This window comes from Vicinamibacterales bacterium, assembly GCA_035699745.1.
Lineage (GTDB): Bacteria > Acidobacteriota > Vicinamibacteria > Vicinamibacterales > 2-12-FULL-66-21 > JAICSD01.
The window spans coordinates 125903-151222 of the sequence record DASSPH010000072.1 but is presented as its reverse complement, the minus strand read 5'-3'; the positions used below and the strand labels follow the sequence as shown (position 1 = coordinate 151222).

Genomic DNA, 25320 nt, shown 5'->3' with positions numbered 1-25320 from the left:
ACGACCAGCGTGACGAACCAGGCGTTCGAGCTGCCCGCGCCGGTCTTTCAGAAGGCGCCCATCAGCTTGATCGCCGAGAGCACGGCAAATGCGAGCAGCAGGTGCTCGAACACGCGTTGCGGGATCCGCTCGAGCAGCCAGCGCCCGGCGAGGACGCCGGCCAGCACTGCTGGCGCCAGGATCACGTTCAACATCAGGGTCGGACCGCGAATCAGTCCGAGCGCGACACTGAACGGCACCTTGAACAGGTTGATGATGAAAAAGAACCACGCGCTCGTGCCGACGAACTCCATCTTCGGCAGACCGACGGCGACGAGGTAGACCGCGAATACCGGCCCTGCCGCGTTCGCCAGCATCGTCGCCGCCCCGGCGAGGATGCCCATCGTCCAGGCGAACCATCGCGCGTGCGGCACGTTGCCGAACCAGTCGGGCCGGTACATCCGCGCGAACTGCAGAATCGACAGAATCAGGGTGATCCACCCGATGAGGGGCCGGTACAACGTCTCGTCCAGCTCCCGCATGCGCCATGCGGCCAGCACGACACCGAGGCATGCCGGCGGCAGCATGCGGCGCACGTAGGTCCATCGCGCGTGCGCATGAAAGCTGCGGACTGCGGTCACATCGCCGACGAGCAGGAGCGGCAGGACCACTCCGGTGGATGCACGCGCGCCGAAGAGAAAAGCGAAGATCAGGACGTGGAACAGGCCCATCCCGGAGAGCCCCGCTTTCCCGATGCCCACGCCCAGGGCGGCCAAGAACGCGAGGATCCATTCGCCAATCGACATCTGTAGCGTCGTGCGGCGGGCGTGCAGCGATTTTCCGGGTTCCTGTCAGGCCAGCAGCTTCTTCGCGACCTCGCCGTGCACGTCGGTGAGGCGGAAGTCGCGACCCTGGAAGCGGTAGGTCAGCCGCGTGTGATCGATCCCCATCAGGTGCAGGATCGTGGCCTGGAGGTCGTGTACCGACACCGGATCCGACACCACGTTGTAGCTGAAGTCGTCGGTCTCGCCGAGCACGGCGCCGCGCGTGGTGCCGCCGCCCGCCACCCACATGCAGAAGTTGCGCGGGTGATGATCGCGGCCGTAGTTCGTGTCCATCAGCTTCCCCTGGCAGAACACGGTGCGGCCGAACTCGCCGCCCCAGACGACGAGCGTGTCGTCGAGCAGTCCGCGCTGCTTGAGATCCGTCACCAGCGCCGCGCTCGCCTGATCGGTGCCCTTGCACTGCAGCGCCATGTCGCGCGGAAGGTTGAAGTGCTGATCCCACCCGCGATGATAGAGCTGGATGAAGCGGACGTTCCGCTCCGCCAGCCGCCGCGCCATCAGGCAGTTCGCGGCGTACGTGCCCGGCTTGCGCGAGTCCGGCCCATACAGCTCGAAGACCGAGTCCGGTTCCTTCGACAGGTCCATCAGCTCCGGCACCGAGGTCTGCATCCGGTAGGCCATCTCGTACTGCGCGATCCGCGTTTCGATCTCGGGATCGCCGTACGCCTTCTGCTTCATCGCATTCAGCTTCCTGACGGCGTCGAGCATCGCCCGCCGCGTGGGCTTGCTGACGCCGGGGGGATCGTCGAGATAGAGCACCGGCGCGGCGCCGGCGCGGAACCGGACCCCCTGATGCGCCGACGGCAGGAACCCGCTGCCCCACAGGCGCGAGAACAGCGGCTGGTCGGCGGTGAGCGCGTTGGCCTGCGACAACAGCACGACGAAACCCGGGAGATTCTGGTTCTCGCTGCCCAGGCCGTAACTGAGCCACGCCCCCATGCTCGGCCGGCCCGGCTGCTGGAATCCGGTCTGGATGAACGTGATCGCGGGATCGTGGTTGATCGCCTCCGTGGTCATCGTCTTGATGACCGTGATGTCGTCGACGATCTTCGCCGTATGCGGCAGCAGCTCGTTGACCCAGGTTCCGGACTGGCCATGCCGGCTGAACGCGAACTGCGGCCTGGTCACCAGCAGCGCCGACTGTCCCATCGTCTGCGCGACGCGCTGCCCTTGACGAACGGAGTCGGGGATCTGCGTGCCGTGGAACTTCGCCAGCGCCGGCTTGTAGTCGAAGGTCTCGAGCTGCGACGGGCCGCCGGACTGGTGGAGGAAGATGACCCGCTTCGCCTTCGGCGCGAAGTGCGGGATCTGGCCTGCCTCGCCGAAGCCTGCGGCGAAGGCGGGCGAAAACAGGTCGTCGCGCATCAGCGCGCCGAGCGCGGCGGCGCCGATACCGCGCGCGGTGAGCCCGAACAACTGGCGCCGCGTCAGATGAAGATCGAATTCGTTCATTGCTTGGTGATGGTCTCGTCCAGGTTGAGAATCACGCTCGCCACCGTCGTCCACGCCGCCAGTTCCACCGCGTCGAGCCGGCTGTCGCGCCCCGATTCGCCGACGTCGACGAGCCGCACGGCCGATCGGCGGTCGGCGGCGAACGACTTCCGCCGTCCCTCGAGCAGATCGCGCAGGACGCCGACTTCCTTGCCCGTGGGCTTACGCGCCGTCGCGAGCCGGAACGCGTAGATGACGCGGCTCTTGTCGTTCTTGCCGCCTTCGAGCAGCGCGCGCTGCGCCAGGGCGCGCGCCGCCTCGACGTAGGTCGGGTCGTTCATCAGCGTCAGCGCCTGCAGCGGCGTATTCGTCAGGGCGCGGCGGGCGGCGCATTTCTCCCGATCGGGCGCGTCGAAGATCGCGAGTGACGCGGGTGGAACGGTCCGCTTCCACAACGTATACATGCCGCGGCGGTAGAGATCCTTGCCGCTGCTCTGCTCGTACGACTGGCCGGAGTAGCCTTCGCCGAACGCCATCTCCTCCCAGAGTCCATTCGGCTGGTACGGACGCACGCTCGGGCCGCCGATCTGCCGGTTGAGCAGCCCGCTGGCCGCCAGCGCGGTGTCGCGAATCGTTTCCGCCTGGAACCGGTACCGCGGCCCGCGCGCCAGGAGCCGGTTCTCCGGATCCCGCTCACGCAGGGACGGCGTGATGATGGAAGATTGACGGTAGGTCGCCGACGTCACGATCGCGCGCTGCATCGCTCGAACGTCCCAGCCCGTACGCACGAATTCAGTGGCCAGCCAGTCGAGCAGCTCGGGGTGGACCGGCGGCTCCCCCTGGACGCCGAAGTCTTCCTGCGTCTTGACGATGCCGGTGCCGAAGTACATCTGCCAGAAGCGGTTCACCGCGACGCGCGCGGTCAGCGGATGGTTCGGATCGACGAGCCACCGCGCGAGCGTGAGGCGGTCGAGCGGGGCATCCTTCGGCAGCGGCGGCAGCATCGCCGGCACCCCGGGCTGCACCTTCTCGGTCTGGTTGCGATAGTCGCCGCGCGCGAGCACGAAGGTGTCGCGCGGCTTCTCCATGTCGGCCATGACCATCGCGGTCGGAACGGTCTTCTCGAAGTCCTCCTTCTCCTCGTTCAGCGCTTTGAGCTCGGCCTGCGCCTTGCGGAGCGCCTCCGGCGCGGCATGTGTCAGGAAGTACTCGCGGACCTCCGCGGCCTCCGCCGCCGAGCGCTTGCCGAACACGCCGGAGATGATGACGCGCGCCGGGTAGTGAATCGCGAGATTGGCGATCTGCGCGGGCTCGAGCACGCGGCCGTAGACCCGCAGGTCGTCGATCTGCCCGAGAAACGGCGGGCCCAGGCTCCGGCGGCCGATCGTCAGCGGAGCATCGGCGGCAATCGGTCCCGCCAGTGTGTCGCGGGCGATCTCGACGTCCGCCCGATCGCCGTTCACGTAGAGGCGTGCCCCTGCCGCCTTGCCCGATCCGTCGTAGGTCAGGGCCACGTGATGCCAGTCGCCGAACCTGTATCGCTCGCGCGTCTTGATCTGGATCGCGCCGGCGGGGGAGTCGGAGGCGAGCGTGACCGTCAGGCGCCCGGCCCACCGCTGAATCCCGACGAGCAGGATGTCGTCGAAGCGCCACGCGTAGCCGCGCCGGGCATCATTCAGTTTCTGGAGCACGTTGATCGGCAGGTTGCCGCGCGGCTTCACCCAGAACGCGATCGAGAAGCGGTCGGTCCGATCGAACCGCCCGACGTCGCCGAAGCTGACCTCGGTATCTCCGTCGAACGACACCGCCCGCCCGATGCGGCCGCCGTCGAACGTCGGGTCACCGGCGATCATCCGCCCGTGCTGGAAGCGGCCCGAGATGTCGGAGAAGCTTCCGTCCAGCTCGTAGTGCGCGAGCAGCCCGTCGTTGTTCAGCGGGCCGGGATCGAGGCCGCGCGGGACCAGCGGCGGCAGCGCCTGCTCCCATTCGCGCTGCAGCGGATCGACGACGGCGTCCGCGAGCGCATCGGTTCTCGTTTTGATGGCCGCATCGAGCTCGTCGAGCCGGGCCTGCTGATCATGCGAGGGCAGCGGCAGAATCGGCGCCGCGTTGCCGAGACGGCCGTCGAGCCCTCGCTCGGGCACGGAGTTGAAGAAGGCAAAGAACTGATAGAACTCCTTGTGGGTGATGGGGTCGTACTTGTGCGAATGACACCGCGCGCACCCCATCGTCAAACCCATGAAGGCGCTCGACGTCGCTTCGACACGATCGACGACGTACTCGACCCGGTATTCCTCGGCGATCGCGCCCCCTTCGAAGTTGATCATGTGGTTGCGGTTGAAGCCCGACGCCACCTTCTGATCGCGCGTCGCGTTGGGGATCAGATCTCCGGCGATCTGCTCGACGACAAACTGGTCGAAGGGCAGGTTGCGGGTGAACGCGCCAATCACCCAGTCGCGCCACGGCCACATCTCGCGAGGGGTGTCGATGTGGTACCCGTGGGTGTCGGCGTAGCGCGCCGCGTCCAGCCACCCCGTCGCCAGCCGCTCGCCGTAATGGGGCGATTGCAGCAGCGCGTCGACCCGCCTCTCGTACGCGTCCGGCGCCTTGTCGGCCAGGAACGCGTCGATCTCGGCCGGCGTGGGCGGCAGTCCGGTCAGGTCGTAGGTGACGCGCCGCAGCAGCGTTTCCTTGTCCGCTTCGGGCGACGGCTGGAGCCCCTCGCGCTCGAGCCGCGCGAGGATGAACTGATCGATCGGAGTGCGCGTCCATCCGGCCCGCCTGGTCGGCGGCGGATCCGGGCGCGCGGCCGGAACGTAGGCCCAATGCGTGTCCCACGGGGCGCCCGCGTCGATCCATCGGCGCAGCACCGAGATCTGCGCATCCGTCAGCGTGTGCCCCGACTCGGGCGGCGGCATCCGCTGCTTCGGATCGGGATGGGTGACCATCTCGATGAGCAGGCTCCCGGCGGCGTTGCCGGGCTCGATCACGCCGCGCTTGGCAAAGGCGCCCTCACGGGTGTCGAAGTGGAACTTCGTCTTGCGCTGCTGCTCGTCGGGGCCGTGGCAGGCAAAACAGTTGTTGGAGAGGATCGGGAGGACTTCCCGGGTGAAACTGACCGGCGGGCGGCCCTGGTCCTGCGCCGGCGACCCGGCGACGGTCACGCTCACGATGACCGCGGCACAGGCAGTCGCGAGAACGGACGCGCGAACGTGGCGGGGCATCTGGAGCCGTCATATTGCCACAGGATCACCCTTCCGGCCGGCATCCGGCTTCCTGCGACGGCATCGGCGCAATGCCGGCAGCGCCACGGGTATGCTGACCTGCGCATGATGGACGCGAAGGATCCGGTCATCCGGGTATTGACCGCGGCCGATCTGGACGCCGCCATGGGTCTGAGCGCGGCCGCCGGGTGGAATCAGCGGATCGCCGACTGGCGCATGCTGCTGCAGCTCGCGCCGGCGGGCGCGTTCGCGGCCGTCGCCGGCGGTACGATCGTCGGCACCGCGATCGGAATCGATTACGGCAGGTTCGGCTGGATCGCCATGATGCTCGTGGACCCGGCGTGGCGCGGCCGCGGCATCGGCGCCCGGCTGCTGCGCGCCGCGATGGCGGCCGTGCCGCCGGACGTGCCGATCCGGTTGGACGCGACACCGCTCGGCCGGCCGCTGTATCGGCGCCACGGCTTCGAAGACGAGAGCCGGCTCACGCGTCATGTGGCCGATGCCTCGCGTCCGGCCGCGGACCCGCCGTCGCACGGGGCGGCGCATCAGGTTCGCAGGCTCGGACCCGCCGACCTGACGGCCGTCTTCGCGCAGGACCAGCGCGTCTTTGGCGCGACGCGACGCCCTCTTCTCGAGTGGCTGCTCGACGGCGCGCCGCACTACGCACATGCGATCGACACCACGGCTGGCGCACACTACTGTTTTGGGCGCACCGGACGCCTGTTCGATCAGATCGGGCCGGTGGTGGGTGACGATGCGAGCGCGCGGGCGCTCGTCAGCGCGTCGCTGGCCGCGGCGCACGGACGCGGGGTCGTCGTCGATGCGTTCGATCGCCATGCCGGTTTCGCCGCATGGCTCCGCAGCCGGGGGTTCGACGGCGCGCGCCCGCTGTTTCGCATGTGCCGAGCCGGGACTCGAGGCGCCTGGACCGGTCACGATGAACAGGAGCACGCGATTCTCGGTCCCGAGTTCGGCTGAGGACGACACATGAACCCATCGCTTCAACGGATCATCGCCTGCGCCGGCGTCGCGGCGTTTCTCTGGGCCCGGATGGGCGCGACGGAACAGACGCGTCCGCTGGCACTCGAGAACGTGCGCATCGTCGATGGCAGCGGCGGCCCGCCGGTCGAGAACGGCCGCATCGTCATCGCCGGCGATCGCATCCTTCGCGCCGGGCCGTCCTCGACGACGGCGGCGCCGGCAGACGCCGAGAGGGTCGATCTCGCGGGGCGCACCGTCATCCCCGGTCTGATCGATTCACACTTTCACATCGAGAAGGATCCGAAGCTGGCGCTGCGGCAGCTCAGTCATGGCGTGACGGCGTTTCGCGATCCGGGCCAGTGGGACGAGGCCTTCGCGGAGCTGCGCCGCATGATGGCGGCGGACGGCATCGCCGGGCCGCGCATCTTCACCACCGGACCGCACATCGACGGCGAAGGGCCCGCCTACCCGGCCGACGCGGTGGTGGCGCGCGATGCGGAGGAGGCGCGGCGGCACGCGGAAGAGTCGGTGAGACGCGGCGCGACCGCGCTGAAGATCTACTACCGGCTGCCGTTCGCCGCCGCGAAAGCGGTGATCGACGTCTGCGACGCCCGCCGCATTCCTTGCACCGCTCACCTGGAGCTGCTCGACGCGCGCGAGTTGATTGCCGCCGGACTGCACGGCATCGAGCACATCACGTCGTTTGGCATCAGCCTGCTTCCGCGCCGCGAGGCGGAGGCCTACCGGCAAGCGGTCCTGAAGGACAACGACGCCCGGCGCGATGGACGCTACCGCATCTTCGCGGGCGCCGACCTGGACGGACCCGGCGCGCGAGCGCTCTACGAGGTACTTCGCGAACGGAAACCGTTTCTCGATGCGACGCTTGCCGTGTTCGAGCGTCGACCAGGCCCGCGGGGTGATGCCAAGCCGGATCTCACGCCGATCTACGTCGCCGGCTTCGCCAGGATGAAACAGCTCACGCACCGCGCGGCACAGGCAGGCGCGCGGGTCGTCGTTGGCGGTCACACCGAGGTGCCGTTTGCCGCGCGCGGCGAAGCGCCGTGGCGGGAAATGGAGCTGCTGGTCGAGAGCGGATTCTCGCCGCTCGACGCGATCTCCGCCGCGACCTCCACCGCCGCGGCCTTCCTCTACCGCGATCAGGAGATCGGCAGCCTGCGCGCCGGGTTCTACGCCGACCTCGTCGTCCTGCGCGGGCAACCCGACCGGGACGTCACCGCCATCCGCAGTGTCGACCGGGTGATGGTCGCAGGCCGGTGGATCGACACTGCGAAGTATCGACAGTACTAGAGTCGCGCAGGCGCCGAGCCGGCCCGCCTCGGCGAGAACACCTGAACCTCAGCCGTTGATGTTCGTTGACATCGTGCGGTGAAAGTCACTACAAGAGGGGCGGTTTTTGGGTCAAACGCGGGAGGAACGATGTTCAGCCTTCGTCACGCCGCCGGCCGGGCTGTCTGTCTGCTGGTGCTCATGGGCATCCCGGCAGCGGCCCAGACCACGCTCGGTACTGTGCGAGGCACGGTCTTCGATCCGCAGCAGCAGGTCGTGCCGGGCGCGACGGTCGTGGTCACCGACGAGGCGACGGGCGTCACGCGCGAGGCGCACACCGACGCGCAGGGACTGTTCGAGATTCCCAATCTGCGTCCCGGCACCTACACGGTGACCGCGACGTTGACCGGGTTCCGCCAGGCGCGCCGGACCGGGGTGGTCCTCCGTGCGGCGTCGGTCGCGCTGATCGATCTGGGCCTTGCGATCGGCAATCTCGAAGATGTCGTGACCGTGACTGCCGGCGGGACCAACATCACCATCGAGAGCCAGGCCATCGCCCGCGGGCTCGACGAGCAGCAGCTGCGCGATCTGCCGCGCAACAGCCGCGACATCCAGGACTTCCTCACGCTCAATCCGAACGTAGTCGGCGGCTTCGACGGCATTCAGTTTCTCGGCGGCCGCACCTACGGCGCGTCGTACATCCAGGACGGCCAGCCGTCGAGCGCCGGGATCTTCGGCGAGCTCTCCAACGCGGCGCCCGGCCTCGATGCGATTCAGGAAGTGCAGGTGCTCTCGAACTCCTACAGTGCCGAGTACGGCGGCCTGGCCGGCGTCATCGTGTCGACTAAACGCGGCGCCAACCGCTATCGCGCCACCGCCTTCTACGATTACAACTCGAACGAGCTCAACGCCCGCACTTACGCGCAAGCGCTCAACAACGTCTCGCGCAGCGATCCCAACGCCGACACCCACGACTACCGGTACGGCGTCAGCCTGGGCGGCCCGGTCGCGCGCAATCGAACGTTCTTCTTCGCCAATTACGAAGGCAGCAAACTGAAGGCGCTCGGCGGCGGGGCACAGGCGATCGTGCCGACCGCGCTCATGCGCAACGGCGATTTCTCCGCGAACACGTTCGTCGTCCGCGATCCGCTCACCGGGACGCAGTTCCCGGGCAACCGCATCCCCGCGGATCGAATCGATCCCGCCGCGCGTCGCATCGTCGATTTCTTCTATCCGGCGCCGAACCAGCCGAACCTGGCCGCCGGTGGTTACGGCGCCTTTCGCCAGATCCTGCCGCTGAACCGCGATCGCGATCGAGCGGACGTGCGCCTCGATCACGAGCTCTCCGGGCGCGATTCGCTCTTCGGCCGGCTCAGCTGGCAGCGGCGCGATCCCGACGCCTTCACCTTCGAGAGCACCGGCGGCAATGGCGGCGGCGGACTGACGAATCTCGGTCTGCTGGATCGTCAATCCAAGGCGACGACGTTCGCGGGCGGATGGACGCGGATCTGGTCGGGCGCGCTGGTCAGCGAATTTCGCGGCGGCTACAGCAGGGACACGCGCAACCGCAAGAGCCGCTTCGTCGCCGGCGCGCTGGGCGCCCAGTTCCAGCTCGAGATTCCACCGCTGGCGGCGGGCGCGCCTGGCTTCCCGTCGTTCCTGTTCTCCGGGACGAATCGGCCGTCCGACATCCGCGACCAGCGGCAGAACACCTTCCGCGATCTCGATCAATCGTCGTTGTCGTTCAGCAGCACCTCCACCTGGCTGAAAGGACGCCACTCGATGAAGTTCGGCGGCATCTTCAGCCGCAACTATGCGAAAGACGGCTACTCGACCGGTGCCAACGAGTCCAAGGGGGCATACGCCTTCTCGGGATTCGCGACCGGCAACGCCTTCGCCGACTTCCTCCTCGGACTGCCGAACGAGGTTCGCGAGCAGCGCAACACCCGCGGCGACCAGCCGATGGACACGTTCTCGAATGACTGGGCGATCTTCGCGCAGGACGACGTGAAGCTGACCCCGCGGCTGACGCTGTTCCTGGGGCTGCGGTACGAAGTGATCGGGGTGTTCGTCGACAAGAACGACATCTACGCGAACTTCGTCCCGACCGACGGCGGCCATCACATGGTGCCGAATTCCGCGATCGCGGCCCTGCTGCCTCCGGGCGCGGTACGTCTCGGCCGCACGCTGACCTCGGACCAGTTCGATGTCGGCCGCGGCTTGATCCGGACCGACCGGAACAACATCAGCCCGCGCCTCGGTTTCGCCCAGCGCCTGGACGACAGCAACAAGACGGTGCTGCGCGGCGGCTTCGGCATCTTCCATCCGACCGGCGCGGCGCAGGGAGCGCGCGACATCATGTCGCGCAACCCGTTCCGATACACGATCAGGTTCAGCCGTCCGCGGCTGCAGCAGGGCTTTTCGTCCGGCACGCGGACCGAGTCGCTCGGGTTCGGCAATCAGGGTCTGCAGCTGGATCTCGAGCTGCCCGACATCTACCAGTACAACCTGACGCTGGAGCGCGAGCTGCCGGGCGGACTCGGCGCCCGCGTCAGCTACATCGGATCGACGATGAAGAAGCTGCTCGTCCACCGCGACTACAACACGGTGCAGGCCAGCGCCGTGCCGCTCGGCAACGTCGACAGCGACCCGGCGGCGAGAGCGCGGCTGCCGTTTCCGATCTACGGCACGTTCATGGACATCACCGAGAACCGCGGCGAAGGGCAGTTCAACGCGCTCCAGCTGGAGCTGCAGCGCCGCTTCAGCGGCGGCCTGGCGGTGAACGCCGCCTATACGCTGGCGGGGTCCGACAGCAACGCGCCCGACAGCGGCAACAGCACCATCGGCGTCGTCCAGTACGATCCCTACGATATCGAGAAGGATCGCGGACCGGATCCCAACGTGGTCAAGCATCGTGTGGTGATGAACAGCACGTGGGAGATTCCGTTCGGGCGCGGCCGTGCGTTCGGCAGCGAGCTGCCGCGATGGGCCGATGCGATCGCCGGCGGGTGGACTGTCTCCACGATCTTCCAGGCGCGCAGCGGACCGAACCTGACGCCGTACTTCACCTACGGCGACACCGGCGGCATCTATCCGGCGAACACCGGGCGCACCCTGGACGGCGTCGGACAGTTCGGCGAGGCGTGGCGTCCCGACGTCACCGGCAATCCCAACACCGGAGGCAGCCGCACGCAGTTCTACGACCTGACGAAGTTCACGCTGCCGGCCCCCGGCACGCTCGGCAACGCGAAGAAGGGCAGCGTCAAGGGGCCCGGCACGTGGATCGTGAACCTGGCGTTCTACAAGAATCTCGTGCGTGCGCGCGCCGTCACCGCCGACTTCACCGTGCTGCTCGACAACGCGTTCAATCACCCGCAGTTCGCCGTGGGGCTGGGCACCGGCGGGTTCATGGACCTGACCGACTATCTGATCAACGGCGTGGCCGCGAACGGCAACACGGCAGTACTCGACGCCGACACCGTGGGCAGCACCGAGGGCTTTTCAGTCGGCCGGGTGGTGCGGCTGGGTCTGCGGCTGCGGTTTTAGGGCAGGAGCGCGGGCGCTGCGGGTCCCTTTTCCGGCCGACGTCCGCGATGAAGCGCAGCTCGAGGATCTCCTCGCTCAGCCGTCCGACGCGGACGTCGAGTGCGTACGGCGGCTCGACGGCGACGTCCTCGTCATCGGCGCGTCGGGCAAGATGGGGCCGTCGCTGGCACGGCGCATCCATCGCGCAATCCGCCGCGCCGGCGTGCGCCGGCGCGTTCTGGCGGCGTCGCGATTCTCGACGCCCGCCGTCCGCGCCAGCCTCGAGGCAGAGGGCATTCACACCATCGCCTGCGACCTCCTGAACACGGATCACGTCGCGGCGCTGCCCGCGGCGGAGAACGTCCTGTTTCTCGCCGGCCGGAAGTTCGGCACCCTCGATCGCTCGGACCTCACGTGGGCCACGAACACGGTCGTGCCCGCGCGCGTCGCCGAGCAATTCGCGCCGTCGCGCATGGTCGTGTTCTCGACCGGCAACGTCTACCCGCTGGTGCGGGTCGAGGGTCCGGGTTCGCGCGAAGCGGATCCGCCGTCGCCCGCCGGCGAATACGCGCAATCCTGTCTCGGACGCGAGCGGGTGATCGAGTTCGTGTCCCGCGAGCGCCGGCTGCGGGCGCTCATCTTCCGGCTCAACTACGCCGTCGACCTCCGCTACGGCACGCTCGTGGACATCGCCCGCAAGGTGATCACCGGCGACGCGGTGGATCTGACGATGGGGTTCTTCAACGCGATCTGGCAGGGAGATGCCAACAGCTACGCCCTGCGCAGCCTCGAGCTCTGCTCCTCGCCGCCCGAGATTCTCAACGTGACGGGCGCGGAGCGCATTTCCGTCAGAGACACCGCCGAGTGGTTCGGATCCACCTTCGGCCGCCCGCCAGTCTTCGTGAACACCGAAGGCCCGGTGGCGCTGCTCAGTGATGCGAGCCGCTGTCGCGCTCTGCTCGGCGACCCGGACGTGCCGCTGCCGCTGCTGCGGCAGTGGGTGGCCCGCTGGGTCGCACACGGAGGCACATCGCTGAACAAGCCGACGCACTTCGAAGTGACCGATGGCCGCTACTGATTCCGCCGACAGGACGAAGCTGCGCCACGAGCTGCGGCGCGGGCTGGTCATTCCCGCGCATCCGCTGGCGCTGACGGAGAGGCGAACGCTCGACGAGCGCCGCCAGGCCGCGCTCACACGGTATTACTGCGATGCCGGCGCGGGCGGCATCGCCGTCGGCGTCCACACGACGCAGTTCGCCATCCGGGATCCGGCGCACGATCTGTTCGAGCCGGTGCTGGCGCTGGCGGCGCGGACGGCGTCCGCGTGGTGCGGGTCGCGATCGCGGCCGGTGATGATCGCCGGGGTGGTCGGCACGACGCCGCAAGCGGTGCGCGAAGCGGAGATGGCGGCCGCGCTCGGCTACGATGCGGGTCTGCTCAGTCTTGCGGCGTTTCGTGATGCCGGCAACCGCGAGCTGCTCGCGCACTGCCGGCGTGTCGCCGACGTCCTGCCGGTGTTCGGCTTCTATCTGCAGCCCGCCGTCGGCGGCCGCGCGCTGGACCGGACGTTCTGGCGGGGGTTCTTCGAGATCGAAGGGGTGGTGGCGGTCAAGGTGGCCCCGTTCGATCGCTACCGCACGATCGACGTCCTCGCCGCACTTGCCGACAGCGGCCGCGATGACGTGGCGCTCTACACCGGCAATGACGATGCGATCGTGGTCGACCTGCTGACGCCGTTCCCCGGCAGGATCGCCGAGCGCCCGCTGCATTTCTCAGGAGGCCTGCTCGGGCAGTGGGCGGTCTGGACGAAGCGGGCGGTCGAACTGCTGGCGCGCTGCCGTGCCGTCACGACCGGCGCCGCGGGCGAGGCCGGCGGCGAGCCGCTGCGGCTGCTGGCGCTCGGCGCCGAGCTGACGGATGCCAACGCCGCGCTGTTCGATTCCGCGCATCGGTTCGCCGGATGCATCCCCGGCCTGCACGAAGTGCTGCGGCGGCAAGGGCTGCTCGCCGGGCGGTGGTGCCTCGATCCGAACGAGGATCTGAGTCCCGGCCAGATGGACGAGATCGATCGCGTGCTCGCCCGGTACCCGCACCTGACCGACGACGGGTTCGTGCAGGAGCACCTGCACCGATGGCTGTCATGACACTCGCGGGGCATGGACCGCGCGCCCTTGCCGCGCTGGCGCTGATCGCGGCGTTCGCGGCGACACCGGCGCGGCCGCCGGCGCCTGGGCGCCAGACCCGTGGCGAAGGCGTCCTTGGGCGCCAAAGCCCTGGCGACGGCGTCACCCCCGCCGATCTGGTCCTGACCAACGCCCGGATTCTCACCGTCGACAGCGCGTTCCGCACGGCGGCGGCGCTGGCCGTGCGCGGCGGGCGATTCGCGGCGGTCGGCACGAACGACGACGTACGCACGCTCGTCGGATCCGCGACGCGCGTCATCGACGGGCGAGGACGAACCGTGGTGCCCGGCTTCATCGACACGCACGTGCACGCGCTCGACGTCGCGAGCGCAGAGGCGATGCAACCGTTCGTGAATCTTCGATCGATTCCGGAACTGCAGGACTGGGTGCGCACGGAAGCGCGGCGCCGGCCCGCGGGCTGGATCTGGACGCCCCGGGTGTTTCCGACGCGGCTGCGCGAGCGCCGGTTTCCGACGCGTCAGGAACTGGATGCGGCGGCGCCCGATCACCCCGTCGTCGTGGACGCCGCCTACGCGTTCGCCCTGAACAGCGCGGCGCTCCGGGCGGCGGGGATCACGCGCGACTCCGCCGACCCTGCGGGTGGCGCGATCGTGAAGGACGCGGCCGGCGACCCGACCGGTCTCCTGCGGAACGCGGGCGGGCTGATCGCGCGATTCCGGCCGGCATCCGGCGGAATCCCGCTGGAGACGCTCGAGCGGGTACATCGGCAATACCTGGCCGTCGGGATCACCAGCGTGATCGAGCGCGGCGCCACGCTGCCAGGGCTCGAGACCTATCGCGCGCTGAAGCAGGCCGGACGTCTGCACGTCCGGGCGACGGTCACGATTCGCGTCCCGGACGCGACCGCCGCGGCAAGCGTGGAGCGCTTCATCGATGGGCTGCCGTTCAAGCTCGGCGAGGGAGACGACTGGCTGAAGACGGGTCCGCTGAAGCTGGTCGCGGACGGCGGGATCCTGATCGGCACGTCGTTCATGCGCAAGCCGTTCGGCCCCGGCGGCCGCGCGTTGTACGCGATCGCCAATCCCGACGATCGCGGGTTCCTGACGCTCACGCCGGAGCAGATTGCCGCCGCCATCGCGGTCATTCACCGCCGCGGCTGGCAGATGGTGGCGCACGTGACCGGCGATGCCGGCGTTGACGTCGTCCTCGACGGCATCGAAGCGGCGCAGAAAGCGACGCCGGGTGCGGACCGCCGCCACACCGTGATCCACGGGTACTTCGTCAACCGGGAGTCGGCCGCGCGCGCGGCTCGACTGGGCGTGCTGGTTGACACACAGCCGGCGTGGCACTACAAGGACGGTGACGCGCTGGCGGCAGCGCTCGGCGCCGACCGGCTCGCGCGGTTCATCGGCTTGAACACGTGGCGACAGGCCGGCGTCGAGGTCGCAATCAATACCGACCACATGTTCGGGCTCGACGCCAACGACGCGATGAATCCGTTCAACCCGTTGCTCACCATCTATTCGGCGGTCACCCGACGCACTGAATCGGGCCGCGTGCTCGGCCCCGGCGAGACCGTGTCGCGACAGGAGGCGCTGCGGATGATGACGAGCGCCGCGGCGAGGTTCAGCTTCGACGAGAAGGATCGCGGGTCGATCGAGGTCGGCAAGCTGGGTGACTTCGTCATCCTCGACGACCATCTCTTGACCGTGCCCGCCGAGCGGCTGCGGACGATCCGCGCGGACCTCACCGTAATCGGCGGACACGTCGTGTTCGAAAAGGAAAAACTGCCATGAATCGTCGCGTGTTCCTGTCGAAAACCGCGGCCGCGACCGTGGGGTTCGCGGCGGCGTTCCCCGCGCGGGCACGCGGGCAGAAGAGTCCCAACGAGACGATCAACGTCGCCATCATCGGCCTGCGCGGCGACAACAAGGGACACCCGACGTGGACCGCGCGCGGCCGCGGCCAGGATCACTACCAGCATCTCGCCGCGATTCCCAACGTCCGCATCACCCACGTCGTGGACGTGGACGAGCGGCATTTCGGAGACTCGTTGTCGTTCGTCAGGGGAAAGTGGGGCGGAGATCCGAAGACGGAAACGGACTTCCGGCGGATCCTCGACAACCGCGAGGTCGATGCCGTGACGATTGCGGCTCCCGATCACTGGCACGCGCTGATGACCATCTGGGCCTGTCAGGCGGGCAAGGACGTCTACGTCGAGAAACCCGTCAGCCACAACCTCGTCGAAGGCCGCCGGATGATCGAGGCCGCCAGGCGGTACGGCCGCGTGGTGGCGGTGGGAACGCAGCGGCGCAGCAGCGCGGCGCTTGCCAGAGCCGTTCAGTTCGTCCGCGAAGGCGGTCTGGGAACGCTCTATGGCGGCAAGACCATCATGTATCGCTACCGGGATCCGATCGGCGTCGCGACGAACGGTCCGGTACCTCCGGGGGTTCACTACGATCGGTGGCTCGGACCGGCGCCCGCGCGTCCGTTCAACGCCAACCATTTCCACTACCACTGGCACTGGTTCTGGGAATACGGCACCAGCGATCTGGGGAATACCGGCGTGCATTCGATCGATGCGGCGCGATGGCTGCTTGGCAAGGACGAGCATCCCCGCACCGCCCACTCGATGGGCGGCCTGCACGAGGCTGGCGCGCCAACCGATCAGGTCACACCGAACACACAGCAGGCCAGCTGGCAGTACGCGGATGGGACCCAGCTGCAGTGCGAGGTGCGGAACTGGTACAGCGGTCCGCCCGAAGCACAGGGCATCTTCATTTTCGGCTCGAAGGGATGGATGAGGGTCGGCGACGACGGCGCGCAGGTCTACTTCGGCCGTAAGAATGAACCCGGCCCCAAGCTGACCGTCGAAAAGGAACCCGACGCCGGTCAGGCGCACTTCGAGAACTTCATCGGTTGCATACGGACGCGCCAGCCGCAGAACCTCGGGGCCACGATCGCGGACGGTCATCTGTCGACGGCGCTGTGCCACCTCGGAAACATCTCCTGCCGCCTGCGGCGATCGGTGACCTTCGACGGCACGAAGGAGCGCTTCGTGGGCGACGAAGAGGCGGACGCGCTTCTCGGCCGGACCTACCGCGCGCCGTATCTGCTGCCGGAGCGGCCCTAGGATGCTCGACCGCAGTCGTTGCGCGCGCGCCGCACTGGCGATCCTCCTGCTGTGCACCTGTCTCGACGGACGCGCCCGCACCCGGACCGGCGAATGGCGATCGTATGGATACGATCCCGGCGGATCCCGGTATTCACCACTCGATCAGGTCAGGCGCGACAACGTGTCCCGGCTCGCCCAGGCATGGGTCTACCATCACGGCGAGCCCGCCGCTGCGCCCGGGCGCGAGGGGCCGGCGTTCGAGTCGACGCCGTTGATGATCGGCGACCTGCTGTATTTCACATCGCCGCGCGGGCGCGTGATCGCGCTCGATGCGGAGAGCGGCGCCGAGCGGTGGACCTTCGATCCCAGGCTGACGGCGGCGCAAGGCGCTCCCAGACACCGCGGCGTCGCCTACTGGGAAGCGGGCCGCGATCGCCGCATCTTCGTCGGCACGCACGACGGACGGCTGATCGCGCTCGACGCGTCGACCGGCAGGCCCAGAGCGGCGTTCGGCGATCGGGGACAGATTCAGCTCGATGCCCGCTTGAGCCTGCGATCTCCACCGGCCGTCTTCAAGCACCTGGTGATCGTCGGATCTGCCGCGCCGGAGTTTCCGGCGTCCGGTCCGTCCGGCGACGTGCGGGCGTTCGACGCACGCACCGGGCGGCAGGTGTGGGAGTTTCACACCATTCCGCGGCCCGGCGAACCCGGGCACGACACGTGGGAGGCCGGCGCATGGCGAGGCCGCACCGGCGCCAACGTGTGGTCGATGATGGCCGTCGACGACGTCCGCGGCCTGGTGTTCCTGCCGATCGGATCCGCCTCGTACGATTTCTATGGCGGCGATCGCCGCGGTCAGAACCTCTACGCGAGCAGCATCGTCGCGCTCGACGCCGCCACCGGCCGGCTGCGCTGGCATTTCCAGACCGTGCACCACGATCTCTGGGACTTCGATGTCCCGGCGCAGCCCGTGCTCGTCTCCGTCGAGCATGACGGACGTCGCGTCGATGCCGTGGCACAGGTGTCGAAGACAGGATTCGTCTACCTGCTCGAACGCGAGACGGGGCGGCCGCTGTTTCCGATCGAGGAGCGGCCGGTGGCGGCAAGCACCGTCCCCGGCGAGGCCGCGTGGCCGACGCAGCCATTTCCCCTCAAGCCGCCCGCGCTGGCGCGGATCGCGCCGCTGACACGCGACGACCTCTCCGATGTCACACCGGAGGCGCGGCAGTACTGCGAGGCCCTGTTCGACCGCGTCGTCAGCGGCGGGCTGTTCACGCCGCATGGAGAGAAGCTGACGCTCGTGTTTCCCGGGAACCTCGGGGGGGCGAGCTGGTCGGGCGCCGCCTTCGATCCAGGCAGCGGCTACCTGTTCGTGAACGTCAACGAGCTCGGCGCGGTAGGCGAAATGCGGAAGCTCGCGTCCGGCGGGTACCGGCGTGGAAGCGACCTGCCGCGTGGTGAGTACGCGAGGTTCTGGGACGAGCGGCGATGGCCGTGTCAGAAGCCGCCATGGGGCACGCTCAACGCGGTGAACCTCCACGACGGATCGATCGCCTGGCGCGTGCCGCTCGGGATGGTGGAGGCCCTGGCCGCGAAAGGGATGAAGGACACGGGGACGCCGAATCTCGGCGGCGCGATCGTCACGGCCGGCGGGCTGGTGTTCATCGCCGGCTCGAACGACGCCCGCATGCGTGCGTTCGACGCCCGCACCGGCGCGGTGCTCTGGGAGGCTGCGCTGCCGGCGAGCGGGCATGCGACGCCGATGACGTACCTGGGTCCGCGCAGCGGCACGCAGTTCGTCGCGATCGCCGCCGGGGGCGGCGGATATCTGAGCTCGACCCATGCCGACGCGCTGGTCGCGTTTACCTTGAAGTGACGATCATGCCGCGCGTGGCGAACTCGATCTCACGGGTGTCGAGGTGGGGCTTCGTCTTGCGCTGTGGCTCGTCGGGGCCGTGGCAGGCGAAACAGTTGTTGGACACCGCGGCGATCGCGGTGATCCTGTTCGCCTGCAGTGCTGTGGCGGCGCCGCAGCCGGAACAGCTCCAACGATCAGGGGAGCTGCAGGGTTTCGTCGACGAGGCGCGAGTGACGCAGCGGCTGCCCGCTCTCGCCGTTGTCGTCGTCCGGAGCGATGGCCGGCCGCGGGTTCTGGTGAGCGGCGAACGGCGGATCGGCAAGGGCGATCCGATCACGCCAGCGGACCTGATGCACCTCGGGTCGCTGACCAAGGGCGTCACCGGAACGGTGATCGGAGCGCTCGCCGACCAGCATCGGCTGACGCTGGAGACGACGATCGGCCAGGCGTTTCCCGAGCTGGCGGCGAAGATGCAGCCGGGCTACCGGCAGGTGAGCGTGCGTCAACTGCTGACGCACAGCAGCGGCGTGCCGCCGTATCGCACCAGAGAGTCGCTGCAGTCGATGCTGGCTCTGAAGGGCACGCCCGCGGAACAACGATACGCATTCCTGGAGCGCGTGCTGGCCGAGCCGTTGCGGTTCGAGCCGGGGACCAGGCACGAATACTCGAATGCCGGCGGCGCCATCGCCGGTGCCATCGCCGAGCGGATCGGCGGCGCGCCGTACCGGCAGCTCGTCCAGGAGCTGGTGTTCGCGCGCCTCGGAGGCCACGCGGCATTCGGGAATCCCGGACTCGCGGCCACGCCGCAGCCGTGGGGGCACACGCGAACCATTCTCGGCACGGTCGTCGAGGTGTCCCCCGCCGACGCGGTCTACACGACACCGCTCGCGATCGAGCCAGCCGGCGACGTATCGCTCTCCCCGCAGGACTACGGCCGTTTTCTCCAGCTCCACTTGCGCGGTCTGAGAGGCCGCGATGACGTGCTGAAGGCCACGACGATTCAGCAGCTTCACAGCAGAGGGGCGCCGATCGATCCGTCGATGGGATTTGCGATGGGATGGTCGGTCATGCCGCGAGCCGGTGTCGAGTCGCACGAGCACGTCGGCAGCTATGGCGCCTACGTCGCGTATGCCACGATTCAGGCGTCGCGGGACGTTGCCGTGGGCGCGTTCACGAACCTCGGCGGCGGTCAGGACTCGAGGAACGCCGTGGCGAACGTGGCGTTGCAGATCGCCACGCGGGTCTCGGCGGAGAGGTAGCGTCCTCGGACGCACTGAAATCGATCAATGCTGTCAGGTATGCCAGTGCCATACAAGATCAGTGCGGGCGTTCTTCTCGCCGTCACCGTCATGGGTGCGGGTGCCCTGGCGCAGCGGAACGATGCCGCCAACCCTGAGATCACCGTGACGTTGCTCGGCTCCGGCGGCGGGCCGAACCCGAACCCGAAGCGCTTCGGACCGAGCATTCTCGTCGAGGCCGGCGGCCAGACGCTGCTCTTCGACTGCGGCCGCGGCGCCAGCATCCGTCTCGCACAACTCGGGATCCGTCTGGGGCAGGTGCGAAACGTCTTCCTGACGCACCTGCATTCCGATCACATCATCGGACTGCCGGACCTGTACCTGACGGGATGGGGCGCACAGGGGCGCAGGACACCCCTTCGGGTGTGGGGCCCTGCGGGCACGAAAGAAATGATGGCGCACCTCGTGAAGGCGTTCGACTTCGATATCCGGATCCGGCGCGACGTCGACGAGAAGTTCGTCAAGGAAGGCATCGAGGTGTCGAGCACCGACATCAAGGAGGGCGTGATCTTCGAAGAGGGAGGCGTGGCGGTCACCGCGTTCTACGTCGATCACCGCCCGATCGAGCCCGCGTTCGGATACCGTGTCGACTACCGCGGACGATCGGTCGCCATGTCAGGGGACACGCGGTTCTCCGAGAACCTGATAAAGCACGCGAAGGGCGTCGACCTGTTGATCCACGAGGCCATCGATCCCCTGGAAGTGCGCGCGCGGCTCAGCAGGCTGGCCGCGACGCAAGCCGAGATCGACAACATCGTCGCGCATCACATCACGGCCGAAGAGGCCGGCGTCGTGTTCGCCCGCGTGAAGCCGAAGCTTGCCGTCTACGCGCATATCTCGGATGCGGATCTCATCACGCCGGCGCGGAAATCGTACTCGGGTCCGCTCGAAGCCGGCGAGGACCTGATGGCGATCGACATCGGCAGCAATGTCACGGTGCGTCGAGCCAACAAGTAAGACGAGCTCCACGGTCGCGCCGCGCCGTGCGTCTCCGCGTTCGAGGTCGAGCCCGTCGATCCACCGACCTATGCAGCCGTGGTGCTCGCTCGCGGCCGCGGCCGCGGCGGATGCATCCGGTCGAGGCGCTGCGGGCCGAGTAAGCCGTCCTCCTAGAACTTCGTCACCGGGGCGGCGTCGACACTCAACCAGTTCGCCGGGTTCGCCGGACTGACGCCGCGCGCCGTCATGATCGAGAAGAACGTGTACGGGCCGGCCGGATCGATCAACGTCCAGGTGTGGTTGAACAACGGCACGTTGAGCGTCTTCTGGTTGGCCGCCATCGTCGTGGTGAACATCGAGATCAGCACGGCGGGTCCGCTGGGGCCCTGAACGCCGACATAGAGATCGACGCTCTGCGGCGCCGGCAGGCGATTGAGGAGCGACACCGACACAGTCAAGGTGTGGCCCGGCCTGTAGACCGACCGATCGGTGTGGATGGGGAACGCCTGCACCGCGCGGCGCGCGTCGATGCGGCCCCACCCGTACAGGTTATTCGGTTGATCTTCCGGGCCGATGCCGCAGCCCCCCGCGTTGATCATCAATGCCGCCGGACGGATCATCGACTCCGTCCCGGCGACGTCGCCGCGCAGGTTCGGGAACTTCGACCAGAGCAGCGCGACCAGACCCGCGACGTGCGGCGAGGCCATCGACGTCCCGGTGAATGCCCCGTAGCCGCCGGTCCGAGCGCTGGAGCGGATGTTCACGCCCGGCGCCGACACGTCGGGCTTGATGCCGAACGACAGCGTCGACGGTCCGCGGGCGCTGAACGACGCGAGGGCGTCGTTGATGTCGGTCGCCCCCGCCGAAAACGCCTCGGGATTGTCGCCCGGCGACCCGGACGAGAGGCACGTCGGTCCATTGTTGCCGTTGGCGAACGCCGGGAAGATGCCGGCCGTCCGCCAGTTCTGCAGAATCGTCTGGAAGAACGTGTCGCCGCCACTATTTCCCCACGAGTTGTTGATGACATCCGGCCGCCTGGCGGGATCGGGGTTCTGACCGCTCAGATCGGTGGGCGCGAGCATCCAGTCGCCGCACGCGATCAGCGAGACCGTGGTGCCGCTGCCGCTCGGCAGCGCGTCGCAGGCGATCCAGCGCGCGTCGGGCGCCATGCCAATCTGATTGCCCGCGCCGTCGTCGCCGAGCATCGTGCCCATGGTGGCGGTACCGTGGCCGTTCAGATCGCACGGCGCGAGGCTCGGGTTGCCGCATCCGTGTGGCGGATCGAACCAGTTGTAGTTGTGGTCGAACGCGCCGTTGCCCTGGTTGCCGCGGTACTTTCCGACGAGCGCCGGGTGATCGAAGCGCGCGCCGGTGTCGATGTGGGCGACGACGATCCCCTGTCCTCTGAAGCCGGACGCCCACACCTCCGGCGCGCGGACCTTTGCGATGTTCCACTCGATGGCGTTCACCTGCGCCGCGGCGGTGCCCTGTTCGAGCGGGGGGACGGTGATGACGCTCGACGGCACGATGTAGTCGACCGCCGGGTGGTTGGCGATTGCCGCGGGCGGGAGCGCGCGGGCGACGACGGCGATCGCGTTGACGCTGAAGAATGGGCGGACCTGGCGGACGCGGCCGGCGGCGCGCTCGCCGGCGAGCAGCGCCAGTACCGGCGCCTGCGAGCGATCGGCGGCATCCTTCAGCGCGCGATACACCATCCAGCCGCGCGTGTCACGGTCGAGGGCGCTGTCGGCAGCGCCCGCGGCAACGCCCTGCTCCTTCATGACAATGAGGTAGGTGACTTCCTCCTGCGCCGCGAACGCCGCCTGCAGCCCGGCGCCGATGCCATCGGCCGGCCGGACGCGCGGACCCGAGGAAGCCTGCACCGTCGTGACCACGATCGCGGCGGCCAGACACGATCCGAGCGCACGGAGCTTGCTCATAACCCCCCCTGTCGAATGAAGGGGGGCATTATTGCAGGGTCACTTGATTTCCACCAGCCAGATGTCCGCGTCGAGCACCGAGCGCTCGATCAGCAGCGATCGCGCGTCGCGGGTGAGCCGGTAGCGCGTGCCGCCGGACAGCGGCACCGGGACCGGTGTCCAGGTGCCGGCGATCGCATCGACCAGCGCGAGGCCCGTCCCTGACATGAAGAGGAACCGGCGCGAATCCCCCAGCCATCCGGCGACGGCCGATCCGAACTGGTACTTGGGGCCTGGCACGGCAAAGACCCGCGCGCGACCGGTGGCCGGATCGAGCACCGCCGCCGTGTGCGGCACGCCGCTGCCGTCGAGAATCGAGCCGGCAATCAGCTTCCCGTCGGGCGACCATGCCTCCGCGTTGAAGGTCTCGGGCAGCGGGTTCTTCACGAACGTTGCCGACTGGGGCGTCGCGGCGGACGCGAGGTCGAAGATCCAGGTGCCAAACGGCGGCCGCGTGCTCACGGCCGTTGCCGCGCGGCGCCTGTCCGGCGCCCAGATGGCTTCGTAGATGTCCGAATGCAGGTCGGTCATCTGCCGCAGATCCGATCCGTCGCGACGGACCGACCACAGCTCCCACTCGCCGGTGCGGGTCGACATGAACCCGATGCGATCTCCGTCGGGCGACCACGCCGGGTTGCGGTCCTTCGCGGCGTCATCCATCAAGCGAATGGTCTCGGAACCATCGGGGCGCATCAGGTAGATGTCTTCGTTGCCGGTGCGGCCGGTGCAGGCCAGCCAGTCTGCCTGTGGCGCCGGCGAGCACCACCCGAGCGACGGGCTTCGCACGACCGGCGCGGGCCGGACGTGCACCTCCGCGGCGGCGTCGACCGGCGCCAGCGACAGTTCGAAACTGCGGCTGTACGCCATGACCGACAGCCGGCGGTCATCGGCGGCGGCGCGTGCGTAGGCGACGCCTGTCAGGCTGCTGGTGATCGCCTGCGGCGCGCCGCGCGGCACACCCGTGCGCTGATCGATCCCGACGCGCCAGACGTTCATGCTGCCGCTGCGGTCGCTGGAGAAATACAGCCAGCGGCCGTCGGGCGACCACTCCGGCGACCAGTCCGTCGCCGCGTCGTGCGTGACGGCCACCGGCGCGGCGCCCCGGATGTCGACGGTCCAGATGTCGCGCTGGCCGCCAGTGTTCGCCCAATACGCGATCCGGCCGCCGTCGGGTGACCACGCGGGCTGCACCGCATCACCGTCGATCACCTTGCTCACTCTGCCGGTCGCGACCTCCGCCGTCCACAGCTGCGATCTGATGTTGCGCGAGTACGGATCGAGCACCCCCTCGGTGGCATAGGCCAGCGAGCGTGCGTCGGGCGACCACGCCGGATCGAACCCGGCGGTCGTGACACGGCGGACGGACTCTCCGGTTGCGCCCATGAGAAATATCCCGCCGCTGTCGCGCTCGGAGCGGAAGGCGATGCGCTCGCCGTCCGGCGAGATCGCCGCCTGGTGATCGTCCGCCGGCGAGTCGGCCGTCAGGTTGATCGCTCTCGCACCGCCGACGCGCAGCAGGAACAGATCGAGATTGCCGCGAGCGGCGCTTGCATAAACGACCTGCCGGCCGTCGGGCGAGATGTCGGGCTGCAGTTCGGCGCCGGGCAGTTCCGTCAGCCGCCGCAGGACGATTTCCGGCAGGCCGCGGGGCGGCTCCGTCGCGCGTCCGGATGTCAGCAGCCACACGAGCACGCCGCCGGCGAGCGCGCCGGCGACCGCCCAGCGGAGTGCCTTCGCATGCAGGAGGCCCGTCCGCCGGACGCGTGCAGGCTGGTCGCCGGCCGCGGCCGACAGGAGAATCCGCGCCTCGCCGATATCCCGAAGCCGCAGCTTCGGATCTCGTTCGAGGCACCGGGCGATCAGGTCGCGGACGGCTGGCGGCGTTGCCGGCGGCAGCCGCCGCAGGTCGATGTCGGCGCGGAGAACCGCGGCGATCGTCTCGGACGGCGTTTCAGCCGCGAAGAGCGGCCGCCCCGACAGCATCTCGTAGACCACGGCCCCGAAGGCCCAGATGTCTGCGCGCTTGTCGACCGCTTTTCCCTTCGCCTGCTCCGGAGCCATGTAGCCGGCGGTGCCGAGAACGATGCCCAACTGCGTCAGCGCGGGGGAGGTGATCGTCGGGGAGTCGTCCAGTCCGGCGGCACCGGAGGATGCGGCGTCGGCCGCCCTCGAGTCGAGCGCCTTGGCGAGGCCGAAATCGAGGACCTTCACCGACCCGTCATCGCCGACCTTGATGTTGCCCGGCTTGAGATCGCGGTGGACGATCCCTTGTTCGTGCGCCGCCTCGAGCGCTTCGGCCAACTGACGCGCCACCGGGAGCGCCTCTTCGATCGGCATGGGGCCCGCGGCCAGCCGCTGCGAGAGATCCGGCGCGTCAACGAACTCCATCACGAGCGCGGGGGGCTGCTCGATGACGCCGAAGATCTGCGCGATATGGGGATGGTTCAGCGCGGCGAGGGTCTGCGCCTCCCGGCGAAACCGCATGACGCGATCCGGGTCGGCCGCGAAGATGTCCGGCAGCAGCTTGAGGGCGACATCGCGCCGAAGGCCGGTGTCGCGCGCACGATACACCTCTCCCATCCCTCCCGCACCGATCAGATGGCCGACTTCGTACGGCCCGAGGCGCGCGCCGAAAGTCAGGGGCATGTGAGAGTGGTGGGATTCTACCTTGTCGCAGGAATCGGCCGCGTTCCGCTTCCCGGCGGTCGTGGGCGT

Annotated in this window: 15 protein-coding genes; 10 read left to right on the top strand and 5 right to left on the bottom strand. The window is 68.7% G+C overall.

The window, feature by feature from the left end:
• Positions 1–47: 47 nt before the first annotated feature.
• Genes VFK57_18120 through VFK57_18110 form a run of 3 tightly spaced genes read right to left on the bottom strand, consistent with a single transcriptional unit; the run spans position 48 to position 5479 of the window.
• Positions 48–785: a sulfite exporter TauE/SafE family protein gene (locus tag VFK57_18120; GenBank protein HET7697637.1), complete on the bottom strand. Its 738-nt coding sequence runs from the start codon at positions 783–785 to the stop codon at positions 48–50.
• A gap of 45 nt (positions 786–830) precedes the next feature.
• Entirely contained in the window at positions 831–2276 is a 1446-nt protein-coding gene (locus VFK57_18115; GenBank protein ID HET7697636.1) for a DUF1501 domain-containing protein, read from the bottom strand.
• Positions 2273–5479: a DUF1553 domain-containing protein gene (locus VFK57_18110; protein HET7697635.1), complete on the bottom strand. Its 3207-nt coding sequence runs from the start codon at positions 5477–5479 to the stop codon at positions 2273–2275. The genes VFK57_18115 and VFK57_18110 overlap by 4 nt, the downstream gene beginning before the upstream one ends.
• Positions 5480–5584: 105 nt before the next feature.
• Between VFK57_18110 and VFK57_18105 the strand changes: the two genes are divergently transcribed.
• The 10 genes from VFK57_18105 (at position 5585) to VFK57_18060 (ending at position 20644) form a co-directional block, all read left to right on the top strand.
• Positions 5585–6457, top strand: a complete 873-nt coding sequence (locus VFK57_18105) for a GNAT family N-acetyltransferase (protein HET7697634.1) — start codon at positions 5585–5587, stop codon at positions 6455–6457.
• Between the two features lie 9 nt (positions 6458–6466).
• The gene (locus tag VFK57_18100; GenBank protein ID HET7697633.1) at positions 6467–7768 is read left to right on the top strand and encodes an amidohydrolase family protein; all 1302 of its coding nucleotides are present in this window, start codon (positions 6467–6469) and stop codon (positions 7766–7768) included.
• A 129-nt stretch (positions 7769–7897) separates the two neighbouring features.
• A complete protein-coding gene (locus VFK57_18095) occupies positions 7898–11293 on the top strand; it encodes a TonB-dependent receptor (protein ID HET7697632.1) in 3396 nt (1131 codons plus the stop codon).
• 16 nt (positions 11294–11309) lie between these two features.
• Positions 11310–12350 (top strand): NAD-dependent epimerase/dehydratase family protein, encoded by a 1041-nt coding sequence (locus tag VFK57_18090; protein ID HET7697631.1) that lies wholly within the window; start codon positions 11310–11312, stop codon positions 12348–12350.
• Complete coding sequence (locus VFK57_18085) at positions 12337–13416, top strand: hypothetical protein (GenBank protein ID HET7697630.1); 1080 nt, start codon at positions 12337–12339, stop codon at positions 13414–13416. Before VFK57_18090 ends, VFK57_18085 begins: the two co-directional genes overlap by 14 nt.
• Entirely contained in the window at positions 13404–15212 is a 1809-nt protein-coding gene (locus VFK57_18080) for an amidohydrolase (protein ID HET7697629.1), read from the top strand. The genes VFK57_18085 and VFK57_18080 overlap by 13 nt, the downstream gene beginning before the upstream one ends.
• Positions 15209–16549, top strand: a complete 1341-nt coding sequence (locus VFK57_18075; GenBank protein HET7697628.1) for a Gfo/Idh/MocA family oxidoreductase — start codon at positions 15209–15211, stop codon at positions 16547–16549. Before VFK57_18080 ends, VFK57_18075 begins: the two co-directional genes overlap by 4 nt.
• 1 nt (position 16550) lies before the next feature.
• Positions 16551–18407 (top strand): pyrroloquinoline quinone-dependent dehydrogenase, encoded by a 1857-nt coding sequence (locus tag VFK57_18070; GenBank protein HET7697627.1) that lies wholly within the window; start codon positions 16551–16553, stop codon positions 18405–18407.
• Positions 18408–18412: 5 nt separating this feature from the next.
• Complete coding sequence (locus VFK57_18065) at positions 18413–19648, top strand: serine hydrolase domain-containing protein (protein ID HET7697626.1); 1236 nt, start codon at positions 18413–18415, stop codon at positions 19646–19648.
• Between the two features lie 39 nt (positions 19649–19687).
• Complete coding sequence (locus VFK57_18060; protein HET7697625.1) at positions 19688–20644, top strand: MBL fold metallo-hydrolase; 957 nt, start codon at positions 19688–19690, stop codon at positions 20642–20644.
• A gap of 152 nt (positions 20645–20796) precedes the next feature.
• On the opposite strand, the gene VFK57_18055 is transcribed toward VFK57_18060, so the two are convergent.
• Positions 20797–22566: a S8 family serine peptidase gene (locus VFK57_18055; GenBank protein HET7697624.1), complete on the bottom strand. Its 1770-nt coding sequence runs from the start codon at positions 22564–22566 to the stop codon at positions 20797–20799.
• Positions 22567–22605: 39 nt separating this feature from the next.
• On the bottom strand, positions 22606–25251 hold the full coding sequence (locus VFK57_18050; GenBank protein ID HET7697623.1) for a protein kinase: 2646 nt from the start codon (positions 25249–25251) through the stop codon (positions 22606–22608).
• Between the last annotated feature and the right edge of the window lie 69 nt (positions 25252–25320).

What these genes read in the sequence shown, in the direction of transcription:
- VFK57_18120 (HET7697637.1), bottom strand. Translation starts at nt 785, where the DNA reads ATGTCGATTGGCGAATGGATCCTCGCGTTCTTGGCCGCCCTGGGCGTG.
- VFK57_18115 (HET7697636.1), bottom strand. Translation starts at nt 2,276, where the DNA reads ATGAACGAATTCGATCTTCATCTGACGCGGCGCCAGTTGTTCGGGCTC.
- VFK57_18110 (HET7697635.1), bottom strand. Translation starts at nt 5,479, where the DNA reads ATGCCCCGCCACGTTCGCGCGTCCGTTCTCGCGACTGCCTGTGCCGCG.
- VFK57_18105 (HET7697634.1), top strand. Translation starts at nt 5,585, where the DNA reads ATGATGGACGCGAAGGATCCGGTCATCCGGGTATTGACCGCGGCCGAT.
- VFK57_18100 (HET7697633.1), top strand. Translation starts at nt 6,467, where the DNA reads ATGAACCCATCGCTTCAACGGATCATCGCCTGCGCCGGCGTCGCGGCG.
- VFK57_18095 (HET7697632.1), top strand. Translation starts at nt 7,898, where the DNA reads ATGTTCAGCCTTCGTCACGCCGCCGGCCGGGCTGTCTGTCTGCTGGTG.
- VFK57_18085 (HET7697630.1), top strand. Translation starts at nt 12,337, where the DNA reads ATGGCCGCTACTGATTCCGCCGACAGGACGAAGCTGCGCCACGAGCTG.
- VFK57_18080 (HET7697629.1), top strand. Translation starts at nt 13,404, where the DNA reads ATGGCTGTCATGACACTCGCGGGGCATGGACCGCGCGCCCTTGCCGCG.
- VFK57_18075 (HET7697628.1), top strand. Translation starts at nt 15,209, where the DNA reads ATGAATCGTCGCGTGTTCCTGTCGAAAACCGCGGCCGCGACCGTGGGG.
- VFK57_18070 (HET7697627.1), top strand. Translation starts at nt 16,551, where the DNA reads ATGCTCGACCGCAGTCGTTGCGCGCGCGCCGCACTGGCGATCCTCCTG.
- VFK57_18065 (HET7697626.1), top strand. Translation starts at nt 18,413, where the DNA reads ATGCCGCGCGTGGCGAACTCGATCTCACGGGTGTCGAGGTGGGGCTTC.
- VFK57_18060 (HET7697625.1), top strand. Translation starts at nt 19,688, where the DNA reads ATGCCAGTGCCATACAAGATCAGTGCGGGCGTTCTTCTCGCCGTCACC.
- VFK57_18055 (HET7697624.1), bottom strand. Translation starts at nt 22,566, where the DNA reads ATGAGCAAGCTCCGTGCGCTCGGATCGTGTCTGGCCGCCGCGATCGTG.
- VFK57_18050 (HET7697623.1), bottom strand. Translation starts at nt 25,251, where the DNA reads ATGCCCCTGACTTTCGGCGCGCGCCTCGGGCCGTACGAAGTCGGCCAT.